Origin of the sequence: Pseudomonas sp. G166, assembly GCF_037027455.2 — a bacterium.
Classification (GTDB): domain Bacteria; phylum Pseudomonadota; class Gammaproteobacteria; order Pseudomonadales; family Pseudomonadaceae; genus Aquipseudomonas.
In genome coordinates, this window is record NZ_CP146985.1 from 4,736,715 (window position 1) to 4,755,409 (window position 18,695).

The 18,695-nt window shown below is 58.4% G+C and carries 19 protein-coding genes and 1 tRNA gene; 6 read left to right on the top strand and 14 right to left on the bottom strand.

The annotated features are described in order from the left end of the window. The first annotated feature begins 22 nt into the window (after positions 1–22). Both SGN16_RS20680 and SGN16_RS20685 read left to right on the top strand, forming a co-directional pair. Complete coding sequence (locus SGN16_RS20680; RefSeq protein ID WP_210639767.1) at positions 23–499, top strand: GNAT family N-acetyltransferase; 477 nt, start codon at positions 23–25, stop codon at positions 497–499. 169 nt (positions 500–668) lie between these two features. Continuing rightward, on the top strand, positions 669–1,484 hold the full coding sequence (locus SGN16_RS20685) for a DUF1206 domain-containing protein (protein WP_335945858.1): 816 nt from the start codon (positions 669–671) through the stop codon (positions 1,482–1,484). A 6-nt stretch (positions 1,485–1,490) separates the two neighbouring features. Here the strand turns inward: SGN16_RS20685 and SGN16_RS20690 are convergent, their stop codons facing one another. The 3 genes from SGN16_RS20690 to SGN16_RS20700 form a co-directional block, all read right to left on the bottom strand. After that, on the bottom strand, positions 1,491–1,982 hold the full coding sequence (locus SGN16_RS20690) for a nuclear transport factor 2 family protein (RefSeq protein ID WP_335945822.1): 492 nt from the start codon (positions 1,980–1,982) through the stop codon (positions 1,491–1,493). Positions 1,983–2,188: 206 nt separating this feature from the next. Next, on the bottom strand, positions 2,189–3,391 hold the full coding sequence (locus tag SGN16_RS20695; protein WP_335945823.1) for an MFS transporter: 1,203 nt from the start codon (positions 3,389–3,391) through the stop codon (positions 2,189–2,191). A gap of 215 nt (positions 3,392–3,606) precedes the next feature. Next, positions 3,607–3,696, bottom strand: a tRNA-Ser gene (locus SGN16_RS20700). Positions 3,697–4,003: 307 nt separating this feature from the next. Between SGN16_RS20700 and SGN16_RS20705 the strand changes: the two genes are divergently transcribed. From SGN16_RS20705 to SGN16_RS20715, 3 genes are all read left to right on the top strand, one after another. After that, a complete protein-coding gene (locus tag SGN16_RS20705; protein ID WP_210639768.1) occupies positions 4,004–4,693 on the top strand; it encodes a crotonase/enoyl-CoA hydratase family protein in 690 nt (229 codons plus the stop codon). Between the two features lie 255 nt (positions 4,694–4,948). Beyond that, positions 4,949–5,671, top strand: coding sequence for a 1-acylglycerol-3-phosphate O-acyltransferase (locus SGN16_RS20710; protein ID WP_210639769.1), 723 nt, complete (start codon positions 4,949–4,951; stop codon positions 5,669–5,671). 136 nt (positions 5,672–5,807) lie between these two features. Then, positions 5,808–6,779: a magnesium and cobalt transport protein CorA gene (locus SGN16_RS20715; RefSeq protein ID WP_092204682.1), complete on the top strand. Its 972-nt coding sequence runs from the start codon at positions 5,808–5,810 to the stop codon at positions 6,777–6,779. 169 nt (positions 6,780–6,948) lie between these two features. Here the strand turns inward: SGN16_RS20715 and SGN16_RS20720 are convergent, their stop codons facing one another. The 3 genes from SGN16_RS20720 to SGN16_RS20730 form a co-directional block, all read right to left on the bottom strand. Next, a complete protein-coding gene (locus SGN16_RS20720; protein WP_210639770.1) occupies positions 6,949–7,683 on the bottom strand; it encodes an amidotransferase in 735 nt (244 codons plus the stop codon). Positions 7,684–7,771: 88 nt separating this feature from the next. After that, positions 7,772–9,916: a 3-hydroxyacyl-CoA dehydrogenase NAD-binding domain-containing protein gene (locus SGN16_RS20725; protein ID WP_335945824.1), complete on the bottom strand. Its 2,145-nt coding sequence runs from the start codon at positions 9,914–9,916 to the stop codon at positions 7,772–7,774. Between the two features lie 24 nt (positions 9,917–9,940). Continuing rightward, positions 9,941–11,146 carry an acetyl-CoA C-acetyltransferase gene (locus SGN16_RS20730; RefSeq protein ID WP_335945825.1) on the bottom strand — a complete coding sequence of 402 codons (1,206 nt, stop codon included), beginning with the start codon at positions 11,144–11,146 and terminating at the stop codon, positions 9,941–9,943. 607 nt (positions 11,147–11,753) lie between these two features. On the opposite strand from SGN16_RS20730, the gene SGN16_RS20735 reads away from it, so the two are divergent. After that, a complete protein-coding gene (locus SGN16_RS20735; RefSeq protein ID WP_335945826.1) occupies positions 11,754–12,566 on the top strand; it encodes a cytochrome c in 813 nt (270 codons plus the stop codon). A 59-nt stretch (positions 12,567–12,625) separates the two neighbouring features. Here the strand turns inward: SGN16_RS20735 and SGN16_RS20740 are convergent, their stop codons facing one another. From SGN16_RS20740 to SGN16_RS20775, 8 genes are all read right to left on the bottom strand, one after another. Further along, on the bottom strand, positions 12,626–13,429 hold the full coding sequence (locus tag SGN16_RS20740; protein WP_335945827.1) for a transglutaminase family protein: 804 nt from the start codon (positions 13,427–13,429) through the stop codon (positions 12,626–12,628). Continuing rightward, the gene (locus SGN16_RS20745) at positions 13,426–14,376 is read right to left on the bottom strand and encodes an alpha-E domain-containing protein (protein ID WP_210639775.1); all 951 of its coding nucleotides are present in this window, start codon (positions 14,374–14,376) and stop codon (positions 13,426–13,428) included. The genes SGN16_RS20740 and SGN16_RS20745 overlap by 4 nt, the downstream gene beginning before the upstream one ends. A 10-nt stretch (positions 14,377–14,386) precedes the next feature. After that, positions 14,387–15,796 (bottom strand): circularly permuted type 2 ATP-grasp protein, encoded by a 1,410-nt coding sequence (locus tag SGN16_RS20750; protein WP_335945828.1) that lies wholly within the window; start codon positions 15,794–15,796, stop codon positions 14,387–14,389. A 388-nt stretch (positions 15,797–16,184) separates the two neighbouring features. Continuing rightward, complete coding sequence (locus SGN16_RS20755) at positions 16,185–16,526, bottom strand: ribonuclease E inhibitor RraB (protein WP_025214821.1); 342 nt, start codon at positions 16,524–16,526, stop codon at positions 16,185–16,187. Between the two features lie 202 nt (positions 16,527–16,728). Next, positions 16,729–16,965, bottom strand: coding sequence for a hypothetical protein (locus tag SGN16_RS20760; RefSeq protein ID WP_210639777.1), 237 nt, complete (start codon positions 16,963–16,965; stop codon positions 16,729–16,731). A 139-nt stretch (positions 16,966–17,104) separates the two neighbouring features. Next, positions 17,105–17,713, bottom strand: a complete 609-nt coding sequence (locus tag SGN16_RS20765) for an START domain-containing protein (RefSeq protein ID WP_335945829.1) — start codon at positions 17,711–17,713, stop codon at positions 17,105–17,107. Between the two features lie 40 nt (positions 17,714–17,753). Further along, on the bottom strand, positions 17,754–18,008 hold the full coding sequence (locus tag SGN16_RS20770) for a YkgJ family cysteine cluster protein (protein ID WP_210639779.1): 255 nt from the start codon (positions 18,006–18,008) through the stop codon (positions 17,754–17,756). 148 nt (positions 18,009–18,156) lie between these two features. Further along, a complete protein-coding gene (locus tag SGN16_RS20775; RefSeq protein ID WP_335945830.1) occupies positions 18,157–18,630 on the bottom strand; it encodes a translation initiation factor 2 in 474 nt (157 codons plus the stop codon). Between the last annotated feature and the right edge of the window lie 65 nt (positions 18,631–18,695).

An 18,695-nucleotide genomic window follows, 5' to 3' on the forward strand; every position in this document is an offset into this window, starting at 1 on the left:
GACGAAAACCAGAGCATGAATAATGTCCCTCAAGCCCAATCAAAACCCTCCAGTCATTTTGGTCCCCGCTCAACAAAGCGACTCGGACTCTCTGGTGAATATTCGAATCGAGGCCATGCGCGAAAGTCTGGAGCGTGTGGGGCGATTTGATCCGATACGCGCACGCGAGCGATTTCTCAGTGGTTTCGAACCTCGCTACACGCGCCACATCGAGGTGTCGGGAAGGAGGGTTGGATTCGTTGTGGTCAAGCATCACAACAGCGAGCTCTTGCTTGACCACTTGTATGTGAAACCAGATGCGCAAGGGTCAGGAATAGGCTCTGCTGTTCTCGATCATATTTTCAAGGAAGCGGATGCAGCCGCGCTCCCGATAAGGGTTGGCGCCCTTAAAGAAAGCGCCTCGAATCGCTTTTACATCCGCCACGGCTTCCAATTCGTCGAAAGCAGTGAGTTCGACAATTATTATGTTCGGCAAAGCGTTGGTGAAACCTGTGGGTGAGTGGCGTTCGGGTTCAGAAAAGACTAGCCATTTCCGGTTTTTTGTTCTGGATCAAGCGTAGCTTTTGGGTTGCGCTGTGTGGAAAAGCCAACGGCTTCATGGAAATGCCAATCGAACCCCGTACAACGCCATAGGTCTGCTCCTGTATGACCTATCGGAATTCAAGCCTATGTCCCCACATCAAAGCCTGGTTTTACTTGCGCGGGGCGGTTATGCCGCTCGAGGCGTCATTTATCTGATCATCGGCATCTTCGCCTTGCTGGCGGCGCAAGACTCGAGCAAATCGAAGGATAGTCACAGCAGCCTGGAAGTATTGTTGAGCCAGCCATTCGGCCATGCTTTAGTCGGCCTGGTGGTGATGGGTCTACTTGCCTTCGCCGGGTGGCGTGTGTTGCAGGCAACCCGTGATGTCGATCATCACGGTAAAGAACTCAAAGGCTTGGTGATTCGGGCAGGTTTGTTGGCTGGAGGTTTGATCAATGGCGCACTGGCATTTTTTGCGTTGGGTTTGCTGATCAGTGGCCTCAAAGGCTCGGGCGGCTCAGGCAGCGATCAGACCCAGGATCTACTGGCGCGCCTGCTGTCCTGGGATCACTCGAATGTGCTGATTTACCTCATCGCACTGATACCGCTTGGCGTCGGCATTGCTCATATCATCAAGGGCTGGAAGGCGTCGTTCGAGAAGTACTTCGAAGCTGACGAGGACGTCATGCGCTATGTGCGCCCGGTGTCACGCTTCGGTCTAATCGCCCGTGGCGTCGTCTTCATTGAAATCGCCCTGCTGCTCATCATCAGCGGCTCGACTTATAAAGCCATGGACCCACCCGGCATGAAAGACGCCCTCGATGCACTGCAAAACCTGCCGGCCGGTGGCGTGGTTTTAATGGTGATGGCGTTGGGGCTGATCGCGTTTTCGGTCTACAGCTTTTCCGAAGCGGCCTGGCGCAAGATAAACATGGATGTACCTGGAATGTCGGGAACATAGCGTTATTTATTGCCGCACAGGTTGTACGCGACGCATAAGGTCGTTCAACACATAAGTGTCCAGAAAAGCTTTTACCTCCGTGATCTGGCCATCCTTGAATGTCATGTGCCACAAGTAGGTGTTGTTGTAGGGTTGGCGATCCAATGCGGTTGCTTCACCGCTCCACAGAACGACCACGACGTCCTCCTCGGCAACAATGCTTTGGACAGTAGGAGAAATCGCGGTCGCCAACCGAGCCGTGATGGGGCGTACGGCCTGCTCCAGTAAGTCTTTTTTGCTGTTATATACACCCGATACGGGGCTTGATCCGGTCACGGTCCATATGGCGTTGGGCGCCAGCAGATCGAACACAGTGCCTTTGCCTTGCTGCCAGTTGGTGAACGCTTGGCGCACCCTATGCGCATTGGCGTCCTGAGTCATCGTTTCCGACGCCCAGACCGGGCTCGTTGAAAGTACCCAGTACAGGGCGACAGTCTGAAGGCGCAAAGTCGAACTCATCCGTGTGGTCATGATGTTGCCTCATAACAATGCAGTTGGTAGGAAGCTCTTGAAGAGGAACCTTAGCGGCATGCATTTGAATGCTGTTGCTCGATACTGCTGCGAATTTGCCTGATGCTGTCTGGCGAAAAGTTCTGACGCGACTAGAGGGTACGAGTCGCACGAAATACCAACCTGCAACGAGGCACTTTATTCGTAGGTTTGCTTCATTCCGAGAGGGATACTGGTTTCCAGAATCGCCCAGCCAGCCAGCGACTTACACTCAGGGCCCAGGCAAGCAAAGCGATCAATCCGACACCCAGCAGCATCCCATTCACGCCCGTGCTGCTGATGAGCCTGCCGGCGATAAAGGGAAACCCGAATACGCCTATAAAATAGGAGAGACTGAAAAGCAGGAGTGCCTGTGCGGTCAGTCCAGGTGGCGCCTCGTTGGCCGCCAAGCCATTAATGACCGAATAGTTGAGACCATAACCGATCCCAAGTATGGCAGCGGTCAACCCATAACTCAGACTGTCATGGACCCACATACCGAACCCCGTCACGGCGATCAACATCAGCGTGGTCAATAGACAAGAAGTCGCGAATGGCTCACGACTGACCACCCACCCGGCAATCAACAACCGACAAGCGATAGCCGCCCCCATGAAACCGACGAAAAACAGGGAGTAGTCAAGCCCCTGACTCGCGGCATAACTTGTCTGGAAACTGCCCAGACCGCCGAAGATCGCGCCCCCTAGACCCACCATCAAAATGGACAACGCTGAACGTGAGCGTAGAACATCCGTCGCCGATCTCAGCCCCATCCGAAGCTTGTCGCCAGACCGGCGCTCCAACTCGGCGAAGCCAGCTCTCAACCACCAAAAATACAAACCACCCAGCAACGCCGAGGCCGCAGCACAGAAGAAAGCCGTCTGAATGGGTAGTCCTGCATAGCTTGCCAACTTGCCTGTGAGAGGGCCGCTGCCGATCCCCGTCAACATGCTGCCAGACAAAAGCGCGAAGCAATGAGTCCGCCTGGCTGGCTCGACCATCGCGGCCACCATGATGGGGCCAACCGTGTAAAACAGTCCCCATCCGATCCCCAGCATCAATCCACAAGCCAACAAGGCAATGCCAAGGCCCGACAACAGTGCAAAACCCATTGATGAAATGACCAGAAATACGGCGCCAAGGGCCATGCACGGTGCCGCGCCTACGCGCTGCATCAAATGCCCGGAGCCGACTACAGCTACCAAGGTACTCGTCATGGCAACGGCAAAGACTTGTCCTGCATCGCGCTCAGTTCCCCCTAGGGAGGACACTAGCAGCGAGACCAGGAAGGTGACGCCATAAGAAATGGACAGAAGAAAACTGGCTACGCAAAACAGGCCAAATCGATGGGAGGGCCTGCCGTTGGAGAGCGCTGGCATCGGTGTTTTTCCAGGAGTTGAGCAGGCCTTTTTGTAGCATGGCTAAACCCGGGGATAGTCATTGCGATGGTGGAGTCAAGGTTAGGAAATTCGCACCTTTTGCGCTCAGGGCGTATCACCTGGGCGCCATTGCCCATATCGTCATTTTTCAGACGGCAGAAAGCACAAAGCCCCTGATTTTCTTGGAAAACCAGGGGCTTTGTGTGTATCGAATGTGGCGGTGAAGGAGAGATTCGAACTCTCGATACAGTTTCCTGTATACACACTTTCCAGGCGTGCTCCTTAAGCCACTCGGACACTTCACCGTATCTCGGCAAACTGTTCAGTCTGTCGAGGCGCGCTAATGTAGTCGAAAGCTTTTCCGATGGCAAAGGTTTTTTTCAGAATTTTCATGCGGTTAAGGCGGTTGGGCATTTCAAACGCCTAGGAGCATGGCAAATCGGCCAATCTCCGGGTTTGTGTCTGCGCTGCACTATAGATGAAGGCATGGCCGCTTGGGCGGGCCAGGTTGTTTGTGGGGCCTGGGGCTGACCGGTGAGTCAGTCACGGTGCTTTACCTGGCCTGCGACGGTGGGTAACGTCTGCGTCACTTCTCTTACAAGGAATAGCGCCATGAGCGACCTGATTGCCTACCATCTCGAAGACGGTATCGCGACCCTGACCTTGAACAACGGCAAGGTCAATGCCATTTCGCCGGATGTGATCGCCGCGTTCAACGTTGCGCTGGACCAGGCGACGGCGGATCGGGCGGTGGTGATCATTACCGGGCAGCCGGGGATTTTGTCGGGTGGTTACGATCTGAAGGTGATGACCGCCGGTCCCAAGGAAGCGGTGAGCCTGGTCACGGCCGGTTCGACCCTGGCCCGTCGCCTGTTGTCACACCCCTTCCCTGTCGTTGTCGCTTGCCCCGGGCATGCGGTGGCCAAGGGCGCGTTCCTGCTGCTGTCGGCGGACTACCGCATTGGTGTGGACGGGCCGTTCAGCATTGGCCTGAATGAGGTACAGATCGGCATGACCATGCACCATGCGGGTATCGAACTGGCCCGTGATCGCCTGCGCAAGTCGGCGTTTCATCGCTCGGTGATCAATGCCGAGATGTTCAACCCACAGGGCGCGGTGGATGCAGGTTTCCTCGACAAGGTGGTGTCGGCAGAAGAACTGCAGAGCGCAGCTCTGGAAGCGGCGCGTCAGTTGAAGAAAATCAACATGTCCGCCCACAAGAACACCAAGCTGAAGGTTCGCAAAGCCCTGCTGGAAACGCTGGACAGCGCGATTCTGCTGGATCAGGAACACATGGGCTGACGCTCCCACGTCACTCAAGGCTTCCACGCTCATTGTGGTGAGGGATCTTGCTCCCTCACCACAGGCTCCCCCTCAGGGCAGGGCCTTTTCCTACGCGCGCCGTTTAAAAATCAGCAACCGCTCTAGCCCGCTTCTGTCGCCTCATTCGGAAACATACGCTCAAACATCCTCCATCTCCTACCTCTATGGCGGCAATTGCCGAAAACAGTGCACATCCGTACACTGCGCCACCTTTTGTCCCGATAGGGCCTGTAGATGCTGTTTGTACTGCGTATGTCATTGATGGCCCTGCATTTTGTCCTAGCGGGTATGCTCGGTGTAATCCTGGGCCTGTGCCGACCGTTCAATCCGGACAACAGCCGTTTATGCGCAAGATTGTATGCATTGCCCGCCATGTGCATCTTGCGCCTGCGGGTGAAGGCTGAGGTCAGCACGCTGGTGGATAAACCGCAGAGCTGCGTGATCATCGCCAACCACCAATCCAACTATGACCTGTTCGTGTTCGGCAACGTGGTGCCGCGCCGCACCGTGTGCATCGGCAAGAAGAGCCTGAAGTGGGTGCCGCTGTTCGGACAACTGTTCTGGTTGGCGGGCAACGTGTTGATCGACCGGGGCAATGCGATCAAGGCGCGCCGATCGATGCTGACCACCACCCATACGCTGCAGCACGAGGATACGTCGATCTGGGTGTTCCCAGAGGGCACGCGCAATCTTGGCGAGGACTTGCTGCCATTCAAGAAAGGCGCCTTTCAGATGGCGATAGCCGCCGGGGTGCCGATTGTTCCGGTGTGTGTCAGCAGTTACATCAAGCACATGCAGCTCAATCGCTGGCGCAGCGGTGACATTCTCATACGCTCGCTGCCGGCCATTCCCACGGCGGGACTGAGTATGGACGACATGCCCCAGCTCATCGCCCAGTGCCGTGAGCTGATGCGCGAGTGCATCGCGACACTGGACCGGCAGCTGCAGGCCGCTTGAATGAAAAACCCGCCCCACGGCGGGTTTTCTTTTGCCGTCGAACTCCGCAGATTTTGCTGACTCTCAAGCAACAGGGCGCGCTAAGCTGAACATTGCCTGCCACTGCCATTTTCACAATAAGAAGTGAACCACCATTATGGGTAGAGTCGTTGCTGCTGCGGTATACAGCGCCGGAAAGAAAGTCACCAATATCACCCTCGACGAAGGCAGCGCCTGGGCCGCCAAACCTGGTCATTTTGTATGGATCGGCCTGGAAGAGCCCAGTGCCCTGGAGCTGACCAACCTGCAGCGTCAATTCAATCTGCATGAATTGGCGATCGAAGACGCGATGGAGAAGCACAGCCGGCCCAAGCTGGAGACCTTTGGCGATGCGCTGTTTATCGTCACCTATTCGCCAATACGCAAGGACGGCAAGCTGCAGTTCATCGAAACCCATATCTTTGCCGGTAAGGGCTACATCATCACCGCCCGTAACGGTCACTCAGCGTCCTACGCCCACGTCCGACAACGCTGTGAGGCGCGTCCTCTTTTGCTGAAACATGGGGAAGATTTTGTCCTCTATGCCATTCTTGATTTCGTGATTGAAAACTACCAGCCGATGGGTGAAGCCATTCACGCTGAAATCGATGAACTGGAGCGCAATGTCATGTGCAGCTCCCTGAACGAGCGGGATATCCAGAACCTGCACAGCTTGCGCCGCGACGTGTTGCGCCTGCGTCGCTACGCGGCGCCGATGGTGGAGATCAGTGAAGAGTTGCAGAGACTCGACTTCCCCTTCATCGACAAGAACATGAGCCCGTATTTCCGTGATGTGCAGATTCATGTCACGCGGCAAATGGAAGACCTGGCGACCCTGGCCGACATCGCCAGCCAGACCATCGAAGTCGGCGTGTTGCTGGAAGCGTCGCGCCAGAGCGTGGTGCAACGCAAGTTCGCGGCGTGGGCGGCGATCCTCGCGTTTCCCACGGCAGTGGCCGGGATCTATGGGATGAACTTCCAGGATATGCCGGAGTTGAGCTGGCAATACGGGTATTTTGCCGTGCTGGGGGTCATTGCGGTGGGATGCTCCTCGTTGTGGTGGAGCTTCAAGCGTTCGGGGTGGTTGTAGGCGGGCGCTCTTCGCTGGGATTTGTGGGCATTCATCGCGAGCAGGCTCGCTCCCAGAAACAACTGTGGGAGCGAGCCTGCTCGCGATGGGGGCAGCCCATCCATCACCTATGCCAACTGATCCACCGCTATCGCCAGCAGGCTCGCTCCCAATTAGACATCGGTGAACGTTAGCCTTGGGCGGCTTCGGCCTGTGGCTTGTGAGCAACGAAACGCATCATCCACTCCGCCACCGTGGTGCCATGGTGCTCGTGGGCCAGGCTCGCCACACCCTGGCTGTAAATCTGCTCGCCGAGATGCTGCTGGCGAATCTCCAACAAGGCCCGGGAATAGTCGTGGATGAATTCCGGGTGGCCCTGGAAACACAGCACCTGATCGTTGATGTGATAGGCGGCGAACGGGCAGAAATCGCTGGAGGCGATGACCGTGGCGTTTTCGGGTAATTGGGTAACCTGGTCCTGATGACTGATCAGCAGGGTCAGTTCTTCCATCACCGGGCTCATCCACGGCGCCTTGGCCGCGAGTTTATAGCGATGGGTACCGACCCCCCAACCCTGGGTGGCACGTTCGGTCTTGCCGCCCAGCAACAACGCCAACAGTTGATGGCCGAAACACACGCCCAGCAGCTTGTCGCCACGCTGGTAGCGGCCCAGCAGGTAAGTCTTGAGGGTTTGAATCCACGGATCGGTGCCAAAAGAATCAGCCTTGCTACCGGTCACGAGGTAGGCGTCGAACTGCTCATCATCGCTGGGGTAATGGCCTTCCATCACGTTGTACACAGTAAACTCGGCCGCAACAGGCTGCTGTGAAAACAGGCGCTGGAACATCTGCCCGTAACCCTGATATTGGTCGACCAGTTCCGGACGCAGGATATCGGTTTCCAGAATGCAGATGCGTAGCGACATAAAAAATACCTGACACGATGATGGGAATATTGCACACCCCAGAGCCTGCCCTGAAACACCGTTCCAAGGCAAGCCCCTCCCCAACATGTCAGAAAAGTTCCTGCCTGACGGCTTTGTTCAACAACAAGGCGGGTGGCGAAAAACGCTCGCCGTATTGCTCGGCCAGATACTGGGCGCGAGCGACAAAATCCTGCAGGCCGTACTGGTTGATGAACTGCAACGCACCACCGGTCCAGGCCGCGAAGCCAATACCGAAGATCGAACCGACATTGGCCTCGGCCGTCGAAGTGAGCACGCCTTCCTCCACACAGCGCACGGTTTCCAGGGCCTGGATGAACAGCAGGCGATCACGGATGTCCTGCGGCGAAATCTGTCCGTCGGCTTTCTCGAAACGGCTTTTGAGTCCCGGCCACAAGTGCTTCGGCCCACCGGCCGGATATTCATAGAAACCCGCACCAGCGGCCTTGCCCGGCCGCTTGTATTCGTTAAGCAGCAAGTCAATCACGGCGAATGCTGGGTGCTCGACGGGCGTTTTCCCCTCCAATTTCAGATCCTGGGCGGTTTGTTTGCGGATATGGCTCATAAGGCTGAGGGAAACTTCGTCAGAGACCGCCAGAGGCCCAACCGGCATCCCGGCCTTGCGCGCTTCGGTCTCGATCATCGGCGCACTCACGCCCTCGCCAAGCATGGCGATACCTTCATTGGTAAAGGTGCCGAAGACCCGGGAGGTAAAGAAACCGCGACTGTCGTTGACCACAATCGGCGTCTTGTTGATCTGCAGGACGAAATCGAAACCCCGGGCCAGGGTCTCGTCGCTGGTGCGGGCACCCTTGATGATTTCCACCAAGGGCATTTTTTCCACCGGGCTGAAGAAGTGCAGCCCGATAAACTTCGTCGGGTCCGCTACAGCCATGGCCAGACCGCTGATGGGCAAGGTCGAGGTGTTGGAGGCGACCACCGCGTCATGCCCCGCCACTGCCTGAGCGGCAGCCGACACCTTGGCTTTGAGGGCGCGGTCTTCAAACACCGCTTCGATGATCAGATCGCAACCGGCCAGGTCAGCGTCGCTGTTCGTGGTGTGAATCCGCGCCAGCGTGGTTTCGCGTTGCTCGGCGGTAAGCTGGCTGCGAGCGACTTTCTGGTCCAGCAGCATCGCCGAACGGGCCTTGCCCTTCTCGGCAGCGCTTCGGTCGATATCCTTGAGCACAACCTCAATGCCGGCCACGGCGCTGACGTAGGCAATACCAGCGCCCATCATGCCCGCTCCAAGCACGCCGACCTTCTTTGTCAGATACGGCGCAAAACCCTGTGGGCGCGAACCGCCGGCCTTGATCTCGTTGAGCTGGAACCAGAAGGTACCGATCAGGTTCTTGGCCACCTGGCCGCTGGTCAGTTCGGTGAAGTAGCGGGTTTCGATCAGGTGAGCGGTGGCGAAATCCACCTGGGCGCCCTCCACCGCGGCGCAGAGAATTTTCTCTGGTGCTGGCAGGCAACCCTGGGTCTTGTTACGCAGGATCGAGGGAGCAATCGCCAGCATTTGTGCGACTTTCGGGTCCGACGGCGTGCCACCCGGAATCTGATAGCCCTTCGCGTCCCATGGCTGGACCACGTTGGGGTTGGCGAGAATCCAGGCCCGGGCTTTGGCCAGCAGCTCATCGCGGTCCTTCGCCAGCTCATCGATCAAACCCGCCTGCAGCGCCTGTTGCGGGCCCACCTTCTTACCCTCGAGCAGATACGGCAAGGCCTTTTCCAACCCGAGCAGGCGCACCATTCGCACCACCCCACCGCCGCCCGGCAGGAGGCCAAGGGTGACTTCCGGCAGGCCGATCTGCAGCGATGGATGCTCCAGTGCCACACGATGATGGCACGCCAGGCAGATCTCCCAGCCACCGCCAAGGGCCGCGCCATTGATGGCCGCCACCACGGGTTTGCCCAAGGTTTCCAAAACGCGCAGCTGCGCCTTTAGTCCCAGAACCATGTCGTAGAAAGCCTTGGCCTCGGGCTTGCCGACCTTGATCAGCTCATTGAGGTCACCGCCGGCGAAAAAGGTTTTCTTCGCCGAGGTGATGATCACGCCGGCAATCGAATCTCTTTCGGCGGTCAAACGGGCGACGCAGGCAGCCATCGCCTCGCGGTACACGGCATTCATGGTGTTGGCGCTTTGCCCTGGCATGTCCAGGGTCAGGACGACGATCCGGTCCTGGCCAATTTCGTAACGGATGGCATCGGTCATCAAAATATTCCTTGAAGTCGTGGCTCAGAGGCGTTCGATCACAGTGGCAATGCCCATGCCGCCGCCGACACACAAGGTCGCCAGACCATAGCGCAGGCGACGCGCCTCCAACTCATCGAGCAGAGTGCCGAGGATTGCGCACCCGGTGGCGCCCAAGGGGTGCCCCATGGCGATGGAGCCACCGTTGACGTTGACCTTGGCGGGGTCGATGGCCATGTCCTTGATGAACTTGAGCACTACCGAGGCGAAGGCTTCATTGACTTCGAACAGATCGATGTCCTCCACCCGCAACCCAGCCTTGGCCAAGGCCTTGCGGGTGGCCGGCGCCGGGCCGGTGAGCATGATCGTCGGGTCGGTGCTGGTGACGGCGGTGGCGACGATCCGCGCCCGGGGTCGCAAGCCCAATGCACGCCCCTTGGCTTCGGAACCGATCAACATCAGCGCCGCACCATCGACGATGCCGGAACTGTTACCCGGCGTGTGCACATGGTTGATTCGTTCAACGTGGCTATAGACCCGCAGCGCCGTACCGTCGAAGCCCATCTGGCCCATGGCTTCGAAACTTGGCTTGAGCTTGCCCAGGCCTTCGAGCGTCGAGTCGGCGCGGATGAATTCGTCGTGGTCCAGCAGCACGATGCCATTCTGGTCCCGCACCGCCACCAGCGATTTGTCGAACGAGCCGTCAGCCCGGGCCCGCGCGGCTTTTTGCTGGGAATGCAACGCGTAGGCATCGACATCCGCGCGACTGAAGCCTTCCAGAGTAGCGATCAGGTCAGCGCCGATGCCCTGAGGGGTGAAGTGGCCATGCAGGTTGGATTGCGGGTCAAGCGCCCACGCACCACCATCGCTGCCCATAGGCACCCGGGACATGGATTCGACGCCGCCAGCCACGACCAGGTCCTCGAACCCGGATCGCACTTTCATGGCCGCCAGGTTCACCGCTTCCAGACCCGAGGCGCAAAACCGATTGAGCTGCACACCTGCCACGCTGACGTCCCAGTCGGCGATCAGAGCGGCGGTCTTGGCGATGTCGGCGCCCTGCTCGCCCACTGGCGTTACACAACCCAACACGATGTCGTCGACCTGGCTGGTGTCCAGGCTCATGCGTTGGCGCAACGCAGTGAGCAGCCCCCCAACCAGGTTCACCGGCTTGACGCTGTGCAGCGCGCCATCAGCCTTGCCCTTGCCGCGAGGCGTGCGTAATGCATCGAAAATCAAAGCTTGGATCATGACATCCTCGAACCACGGGGTAGGCAATTGGCTTCAACCATAAGCCCAGCGGCGCGGGATTCAATGACCACAGTGCTCAATGGCGTTGACAGCCACGCTCAGACGAACGGTAGCGAGCTATCGGGTTAACCGATTCAGGTGGGCAAGCTGTCTAGCAAAAGGGCCTTCAAGCAGGTGGCAATAGGCCTCATGCCGTTTTAATAGCGATATCCATTGAACTGATACGAATTGGATCTAAGCCAAGGCGGCTGCGGCCCCTAATGTAATCCTTGTACAAGAAGGTCGTCGGGTTTTGCCGAGACGCTTGTCAGACAGGAAGTGCACCGCCAGCCATCATGGATATGCAGGCTGGCCTCAGGAAATAACAAAAAAGGCGGGTCAGCCATGTTCAAACATTCGAAAGTTCGTCAAGCCGGGCTCATTCTCTTCGCCACGACGCTGCTGTTGATTTTGCCGAATATCACCAAGGTGATCGGCTGAGTCCTGCGCGCGGGTGCCTGCACCATCAGCACGTTGTATCGCCAAGAAATGTGACGGGTTCGTTGTCCCGGCGACGGTGGCTGTGCCAACCTTTACGGCATTCTCCACGACATGGAAGGCGATCCATTTGAAAGCTCTCATTGTGTTCGGGGCGTTGCTGCTCAGCACGCCTCTGTATGCCGCGCAGCTGGTGCTGGAGCTGGGCGCGAATGCGCGCACCTGGCAAACCGAAGAACTGCTCAAGCATCCTGAAGCCCAGACAGTCCAGATCACTGACGACGTTTCCTACAAGAAACCGATGAGTTATCGCGCCGTCCCGCTGACGGCATTGTTGGCTGGCGTCCAGTCGGACGAGCATCTGCAAGCCGTGGCGCTGGATGGTTTCGCCGCCGAAATGCCCGCCGCGCCACTACTCAATAAGAGCGGCGCCCGGGCCTGGTTGGCGATTGAGGACCCGGCCAAGCCCTGGCCTGCGCTGGGCGAAGGCAAGCACAGTGCCGGGCCTTTCTATCTGGTTTGGACGAACCCGCAGGCGGGCCATATCAGCCCTGAACAATGGCCGTACGCGCTGGCGAGCATCAAGCGTCTGTCCGCGGTGGCCGAACGCTTCCCGGCCCTGCTACCGTCACCCAGCCTGGCCAAGGACGATCCGGTCAATAAAGGCTTCGAGCTGTTCCAGAAGAACTGCCTGGCCTGCCATCGGCTCAATGGCGCGGGCGATGCGCAGTTCGGCCCGGACCTGAACATTCCCTTCAACCCGACCGAATACTTCTCGGGGGATTTCCTCAAACGCTATATCCGTGATCCACAGAATCTGCGTCGCTGGCCCCAGGGCAAGATGCCGGGGTTCTCGGAGGCGGTGCTACCGGACTCAGAGCTGGATTTGTTGGTGGGCTATTTGAAGCATATGGCAGGACGCAAACAGCCTTTGAAGCAGTAAATTTGCTTGCGTGGCGAGGGAGCCTGCTTCCTTGCCACAAAAGCTCGCTCGCCAGACGGTTACTGTTGTTGCACCGAGATCACCGGCGCCGGTGTCACGACCACCTTGGCATGCATCTGCTCAAACCCACCCCCGCGACGCATGCCCCGCACCGGGCAGGCATCCAGGTAATCCAGGCCCACGGCCAGTTTCAGGTGTCGTTCCGGGCGGACCAGTTGGTTGGTCACATCGAAGCTGTACCAGGCGTCATCGAGCCAGGCCTCGGCCCAGGCGTGGCTGACCAGCTGTTCGCTGTTGTCGCTGAACAGATAGCCCGACACGTACCGCGCCGGCACGCCAAGACTGCGGGCACAGGCCAGGAATGCGTGGGCGTGGTCCTGACACACCCCACTACCACCAGCAAAAGCCTGGGCTGCGCTGGTCTCGACCTCCGTGGCGCCGGGTGTGTAGGTCATGTGCTGGTTCAGCCCGTGCATCAAATCGATCAATGCCGTGCGATCACGACGCTGTTTGCATTGCTGCTGGGCAAACGCGCGAAGAGCTTCGTCCGCTTCAGTCAATCGGGTGAACCGCAGGAATGGCAGCGCCGACTGGCTCTCATGCTCGGCTTCGTGCAACGGATCGATGTCCACCTGTCCGCGCGCGCCGATGATGATCGTTTCGTGGGGTTCGTCGAGGGTGAGTACATGAAAGATGTTGCCGAACGGATCCAGCTGCGCCCGTACCGGCCGTGGCAAATCCAGTTGCCAGCTGAGCACATGCTGGCGTTCGCTGTCGTGGGGCGTCAGGCGCAGGTACTGGATGCTGGCACGAACCTGGTCTTCATAGTGGTAGGTCGTTTCGTGGCTGATTGAGAGTCTCATATGACCTCCAGGTAGGAACTGTGAATGGCATTGCCCAGTTCACGGACCAGTGGGATGAATTCGGTGAGCCAGGCATGCAGGCCCCCGTCGAGGATTTCGTTGATACCGGTGTAGCGCAGACGCGCGTCCATCTCCGCGCCCAGCCGTTGTGCCTGCCGGCCATTGGAACCTGGCAGGCTCGCGAGGATCTGCTCGATTTCTTCGGTGCAGGCCCGCAGCGAACGCGGCACATCGGCGCGTAACAGCAACAGTTCAGCCACATGACGGGCACCTGGGGCGTCGCGGTAGATCTCGGTGTAGGCCTCGAAGGAAGACAAGGCCCGTAACAAGGCGCTCCACTGGTAATACGCGTGGGCGGTACCGTCGCTGACCGTGTCGGCCTGATCGCCGGCCATTTCGTAGCGGGCGTCGAGCAGGCGCAGGGTGTTATCGGCCCTTTCGATAAAGGTCCCCAGGCGAATGAACCTGAATGCGTCGTTACGCATGATGGTGCCGTAGGTTGCACCTCGGAACAGGTGGGACCGCTCCTTGATCCACTCGCAGAAACGGCTCATGCCGTAGCGAGTCAAACCTTGCTCGGCAATCCCGCGAATTTCCAGCCAGGTGGCGTTGATGTTTTCCCACATGTCGGCGGTGATTCGCCCACGTACCGCGTGGGCGCTGGCCCGCGCGGAGCCAAGACAGCTGTAGATGCTGGCCGGGTTGGCCGCGTCCAAGGCAAAGAAATGCAGCAGTCGTTCGGCATGCAGATCGCCGTGTCGCTCCCGGTAATCGTCCAGCGTTCCGGTGATCAGCAAGGGCATGGCCAATTCGTGCAGGCCATCGCCGCGCCCGTCCTGAGGCATCAGGGACAACGAGTAACTGACGTCGAGCATCCGCGCGAGGTTTTCCGCACGCTCCAGGTAACGCGACATCCAGTACAGGTCCGAGGCAGTTCTACTTAACATGGCAGCTCCCTCAATCCTCGACCACCCAGGTGTCCTTCGTGCCCCCGCCCTGGGACGAATTCACCACCAGCGACCCTTCACGCAACGCCACCCGGGTCAGGCCGCCCGGGACCACACGGGTTTCCCGGCCGGACAGCACAAACGGGCGCAAGTCGATGTGGCGCGGGGCGATGCCATTTTCGACAAAGGTCGGACACGTCGAGAGTGACAGCGTCGGCTGGGCGATGTAGGCGTGCGGCTTGGCCTTGATTCGCTCGCGGAAGGCATCGATCTGCGCCGTCGTCGACGCCGGCCCCACCAGCATCCCGTAGCCGCCGGAGCCCTGGGTTTCCTTGACCACCAGGTTCGGGAGATTCACCAGCACATGGGAAAGCTCAGCAGGATTACGACACTGCCACGTAGGAACGTTCTTCAGGATCGGTTCTTCGTCCAGGTAAAAACGGATCATGTCGGTAACGAACGGATACACCGACTTGTCGTCCGCCACGCCCGTGCCGATGGCGTTGGCCAACACCACGTTGCCGGAACGGTAGGACGACAACAGCCCCGGCACCCCAAGCATCGAATCCGGATTGAAGGCCAGCGGGTCGAGGAACGCATCGTCGAGGCGACGATAGATCACATCCACCGCTTTCGGCCCGTCGGTGGTGCGCATGAATACCTTGTCATCGCGCACGAACAGGTCAGCGCCCTCTACCAGCTCCACCCCCATCTCCCGGGCCAGGAACGCGTGCTCGAAGAACGCACTGTTGAAGCGCCCCGGAGTGAGCACCACGACGCTGGGGTCATCCAGCGGACTGGCGCTTTTCAGGGTGTCGAGCAGTAGGTTGGGATAATGATCAATCGGAGCGATACGCTGGACAGCAAACAGTTCGGGAAACAGGCGCATCATCATCTTGCGATCTTCCAGCATGTAGCTGACGCCGCTGGGCGTACGAAGATTATCCTCGAGCACGTAGTACGTACCGTCACCGTCGCGTACCAGGTCGACACCGCAAATGTGGGCATAGATATCGCGGTGCAGATCCAGACCTTGCATCGCCAATTGATATTGCTCGTTGGCCAGCACCTGCTCGGCCGGAATAATGCCGGCACGGATGATGCGTTGCTCGTGGTAGAGGTCGGCCAGGAACATGTTCAGCGCCTTGACTCGCTGGATGCAGCCACGTTCGACGACCCGCCATTCACTGGCAGGGATGCTGCGCGGGATGGTGTCGAAAGGGATCAGGCGCTCTGTCCCCTGCTCGTCACCGTAGAGCGTGAAGGTAATCCCGGCGCGGTGAAACAACAGGTCGGCTTCGCGCCGCCGCTGTGCCAGAAGTTCGTCAGGCGTTTCGGCCAGCCACCGGGCAAATGCCCGATAATGCGGGCGGACCTGGCCATCGGCGTCGTACATTTCGTCAAAACCAGTGCGAATCATGCCGTACTCCTTGTCACCCTGGCATCAGGCTTCGCAAGGCCCGTGCCATCGGCATAAACGCTTTATGATCAATGGGTTGAATAAGCCTCCGACAGGCTGCGCACCCTTGTAGTGCAGCAAATGCCCTCGCCCCACTGCTCCCGCTCCATTGCGACGCAGGGGGCGCCGCTACCCAGAGCATAGACATGGAAAGAGCACGTGGCTTGATCTGGATACAGTTAGGTACAAAACCTGGGGGGAATGATGGCGGTGGTCAGTTGGCAATAATGTGGGCCGCATGACCGCCCTCGTGCGCAAGCTCGCCCCAACAAGGAAATTGACTGGCTCGCACACATGAAAACGGCCGACACAAAGGTCAGCCGTTGCTCTGGTTGCGGTGAGTGAATTATCAGGCCTGCAGGCGCCGAATCTCCTGCTTGACGCCCCAGCCTTCGATGATGCCGCCCAGCGGCTCGACCACGGCCTCAAAGTCCTGCTCGAAGTCTCCAATGTCATCGTAGGTGGCGTACATCACCCGGCTCAGCTCCAATGACCAGGCCCCGTCATCCCGTGCGCTGATCTGTGCATTCAATGACTCACCCCGAAATTGACCTGCCGCCCTGCGCGCCCGCTCCTCATCCGGGAAAATGGCGTAGAACTCGATGGGATGGAACTGTGAGAAATCGAAACCACCTTCTTTCATGCGGCGAAGCACGCTGGTGCTGATGTCTTCTTGATAGGCTGTGCTCATGAAACGTCCTCCTCAAACCGATGGATAGACTTTCCGTCTTCCCGTGCGTACAACCGGTAAGTTGCATGCGCTACGGCATCAAATTACCGTCGGGACACAAGCATGTAGCTGACAAGACCGGACCTAAGCGATCCTTTCGCTGATCTCACTTGCAGAGTAGCTGCAAGTCGCAGCCACTGCCAAGCGGGACCAGACAACGATTTCATGAAATCGGTGTGATGCTGATGATTTCGATGCTGTACTGGGACTTGAGATTCTTGACCGTCGGGTCTGCGGTACGCCCCTCCAGATCATTGAGGTCCAACTCATTGGCCACCGGAAGCAGCCTTTCGCGAATCAGCTGTGCAGCCTGTTCCATAGTAGGCTCCTGGTCATACTCGAACTCCTGGACGTTGGTTTCGCTGTGATCATCCACGAAAGTGATTTCCCACTTTTGCATCGGTGTCTCCTCGATCAATTCAGGGCCTGGCTTACCTTTATCTCGACATTGAGGGTCGAACAATCGTTCCGCCGGGTCGTTGGACGGCACACATGAAAAGACCGCCTCATGGGCGGTCTCCAGATGCAACCATAGCCGATTACTTTTCGGCGCGGTCCCTGAGGGCTTTCAAGGTGTTGAACGGTGCGTCGACGACAAACTTGTTGGCCAGCCAGGACGGTACGCTGCCACCCGGATCGGTGTGGACCTGATAGGTCACTTCGATCTGATTCGCGCCCTTGGGCGTGAACTTCCAGAAGCCCTCGACCTGGGTGACCCGCACAAACCCTTGCTCTTCAGGCAGGTACGTCGGCACGCCCTTGAGGTTACGCGTCAGGCTGCCATCGGCACCTTCGACGGTGGTGACTTCCAGCACCGAGTCCCGGGACGTGACCGGCCACGGCGTATTGAACTGGGTGTAGGTCCAGGACTTATTGCCCTCATGCTTGACCAGTTTCTGGCTCTTGCATTCGTGAATCCAGGCGCAAGCCCCAGCGACGTCTTCCTGCAGGGCCCGCAGCTTTTCCATGGTGGTGTTCATGACGGTAACGCCCTGGTAGGCCTTGTACTTGGAGCCGGCCACCTCACTGAGGGAAACCTTGATACCGTCCTGCTCCTTGGCCACTGTCCAGCTCTCTGCCTGGGCGGTTGCCGTCGCCAACAACACGGTCAACCCACACAACACAGCCATACGATGCAGCGAACCCATAGTTTTTTTCCTTATTGTCCAAGTTCTGATCATTGACCCACTACGCTGCCGTGACTTGCTCCCACCAACCGATCAATCGGATGGCGTCTTCGCTGCTGCTGCCACAGACCTCGATGTCGGCTTCGAACGCCGAGCACACCGCCGGGCGTTCCGGCTGGCCGAAGATCCGGCACAGATTATCGACCGACAATTGCACGCAACGTTCTCCCGCCGGCTTGCCATGGGGCATACCAGGGATCGGCGAGCTGATGGACGGGGCGATGCAGCAGGCGCCACAGCCTTCACGGCACTTCATGACGACAACATCCTCACGACAGGTAATGGTTGGTAACGGGTCACAGAGTAACGGCTAAAACACTCGTTTTAAATTACCGATCGCGTGTTTTTTCGGCCACGGTGAGATGACTGGGCAGTCAGCGACCAACTGCCTGCATGACGGAGGTTTATTGCTTGAATTCAAAATCCAGCGCCGCGCCTTCCACTTCATTGCGCTCTTGATTGCGCAGCGGCAGTTGCATTTCATTGCTCAGCAAACGGCCATTGAGTTGGAACGGCCCGGGTTTATCTCCAAACATGGACGGCAGCAGTGGTTGATGTTTGGTTGACTGCACCTGACCGGGCGGCTGCAGTTCCTCGACCATGTCATGGGGCAGGCTCAAATCCAGCTTGGCCGGCGGCAACGGGGTCTTGGCAACCTCGTGGGCAGATTTGCTCTTGGAGGCGATGGGAGCACGTTTCTTCTTTGCAGGAGCCACTTTTTTCACGGGCGCCTTTTTGACCGCAGCCGGTTTTTTCGACGCATTTTTCGTGGCGCTGGCGGCGGGTTTCTCCGGTGCCGATGCGGCCATCACGCCTCCCATGTGGAAGGCAGTCAACAGGCCGATCAAAACCCACACGGCAGGAACAATGGCTTTCATAAACACAACGGCACTTACGGCAGGGAACCCCATGCTCGCCTGATAATGAGACGCTGACAAGCACA

Bases quoted from the DNA above. Each gene is read 5' to 3' on its own strand.
- SGN16_RS20710 (WP_210639769.1), top strand. From the start codon at position 4,949: ATGCTGTTTGTACTGCGTATGTCATTGATGGCCCTGCATTTTGTCCTA.
- SGN16_RS20760 (WP_210639777.1), bottom strand. From the start codon at position 16,965: ATGCAAAAGTGGGAAATCACTTTCGTGGATGATCACAGCGAAACCAAC.
- SGN16_RS20770 (WP_210639779.1), bottom strand. From the start codon at position 18,008: ATGAAGTGCCGTGAAGGCTGTGGCGCCTGCTGCATCGCCCCGTCCATC.
- SGN16_RS20775 (WP_335945830.1), bottom strand. From the start codon at position 18,630: ATGAAAGCCATTGTTCCTGCCGTGTGGGTTTTGATCGGCCTGTTGACT.
- SGN16_RS20725 (WP_335945824.1), bottom strand. From the start codon at position 9,916: ATGACCGATGCCATCCGTTACGAAATTGGCCAGGACCGGATCGTCGTC.
- SGN16_RS20720 (WP_210639770.1), bottom strand. From the start codon at position 7,683: ATGTCGCTACGCATCTGCATTCTGGAAACCGATATCCTGCGTCCGGAA.
- SGN16_RS20685 (WP_335945858.1), top strand. From the start codon at position 669: ATGTCCCCACATCAAAGCCTGGTTTTACTTGCGCGGGGCGGTTATGCC.
- SGN16_RS20745 (WP_210639775.1), bottom strand. From the start codon at position 14,376: ATGTTAAGTAGAACTGCCTCGGACCTGTACTGGATGTCGCGTTACCTG.
- SGN16_RS20765 (WP_335945829.1), bottom strand. From the start codon at position 17,713: ATGGGTTCGCTGCATCGTATGGCTGTGTTGTGTGGGTTGACCGTGTTG.
- SGN16_RS20715 (WP_092204682.1), top strand. From the start codon at position 5,808: ATGGGTAGAGTCGTTGCTGCTGCGGTATACAGCGCCGGAAAGAAAGTC.
- SGN16_RS20740 (WP_335945827.1), bottom strand. From the start codon at position 13,429: ATGAGACTCTCAATCAGCCACGAAACGACCTACCACTATGAAGACCAG.
- SGN16_RS20750 (WP_335945828.1), bottom strand. From the start codon at position 15,796: ATGATTCGCACTGGTTTTGACGAAATGTACGACGCCGATGGCCAGGTC.
- SGN16_RS20690 (WP_335945822.1), bottom strand. From the start codon at position 1,982: ATGAGTTCGACTTTGCGCCTTCAGACTGTCGCCCTGTACTGGGTACTT.
- SGN16_RS20680 (WP_210639767.1), top strand. From the start codon at position 23: ATGTCCCTCAAGCCCAATCAAAACCCTCCAGTCATTTTGGTCCCCGCT.
- SGN16_RS20705 (WP_210639768.1), top strand. From the start codon at position 4,004: ATGAGCGACCTGATTGCCTACCATCTCGAAGACGGTATCGCGACCCTG.
- SGN16_RS20730 (WP_335945825.1), bottom strand. From the start codon at position 11,146: ATGATCCAAGCTTTGATTTTCGATGCATTACGCACGCCTCGCGGCAAG.
- SGN16_RS20755 (WP_025214821.1), bottom strand. From the start codon at position 16,526: ATGAGCACAGCCTATCAAGAAGACATCAGCACCAGCGTGCTTCGCCGC.
- SGN16_RS20695 (WP_335945823.1), bottom strand. From the start codon at position 3,391: ATGCCAGCGCTCTCCAACGGCAGGCCCTCCCATCGATTTGGCCTGTTT.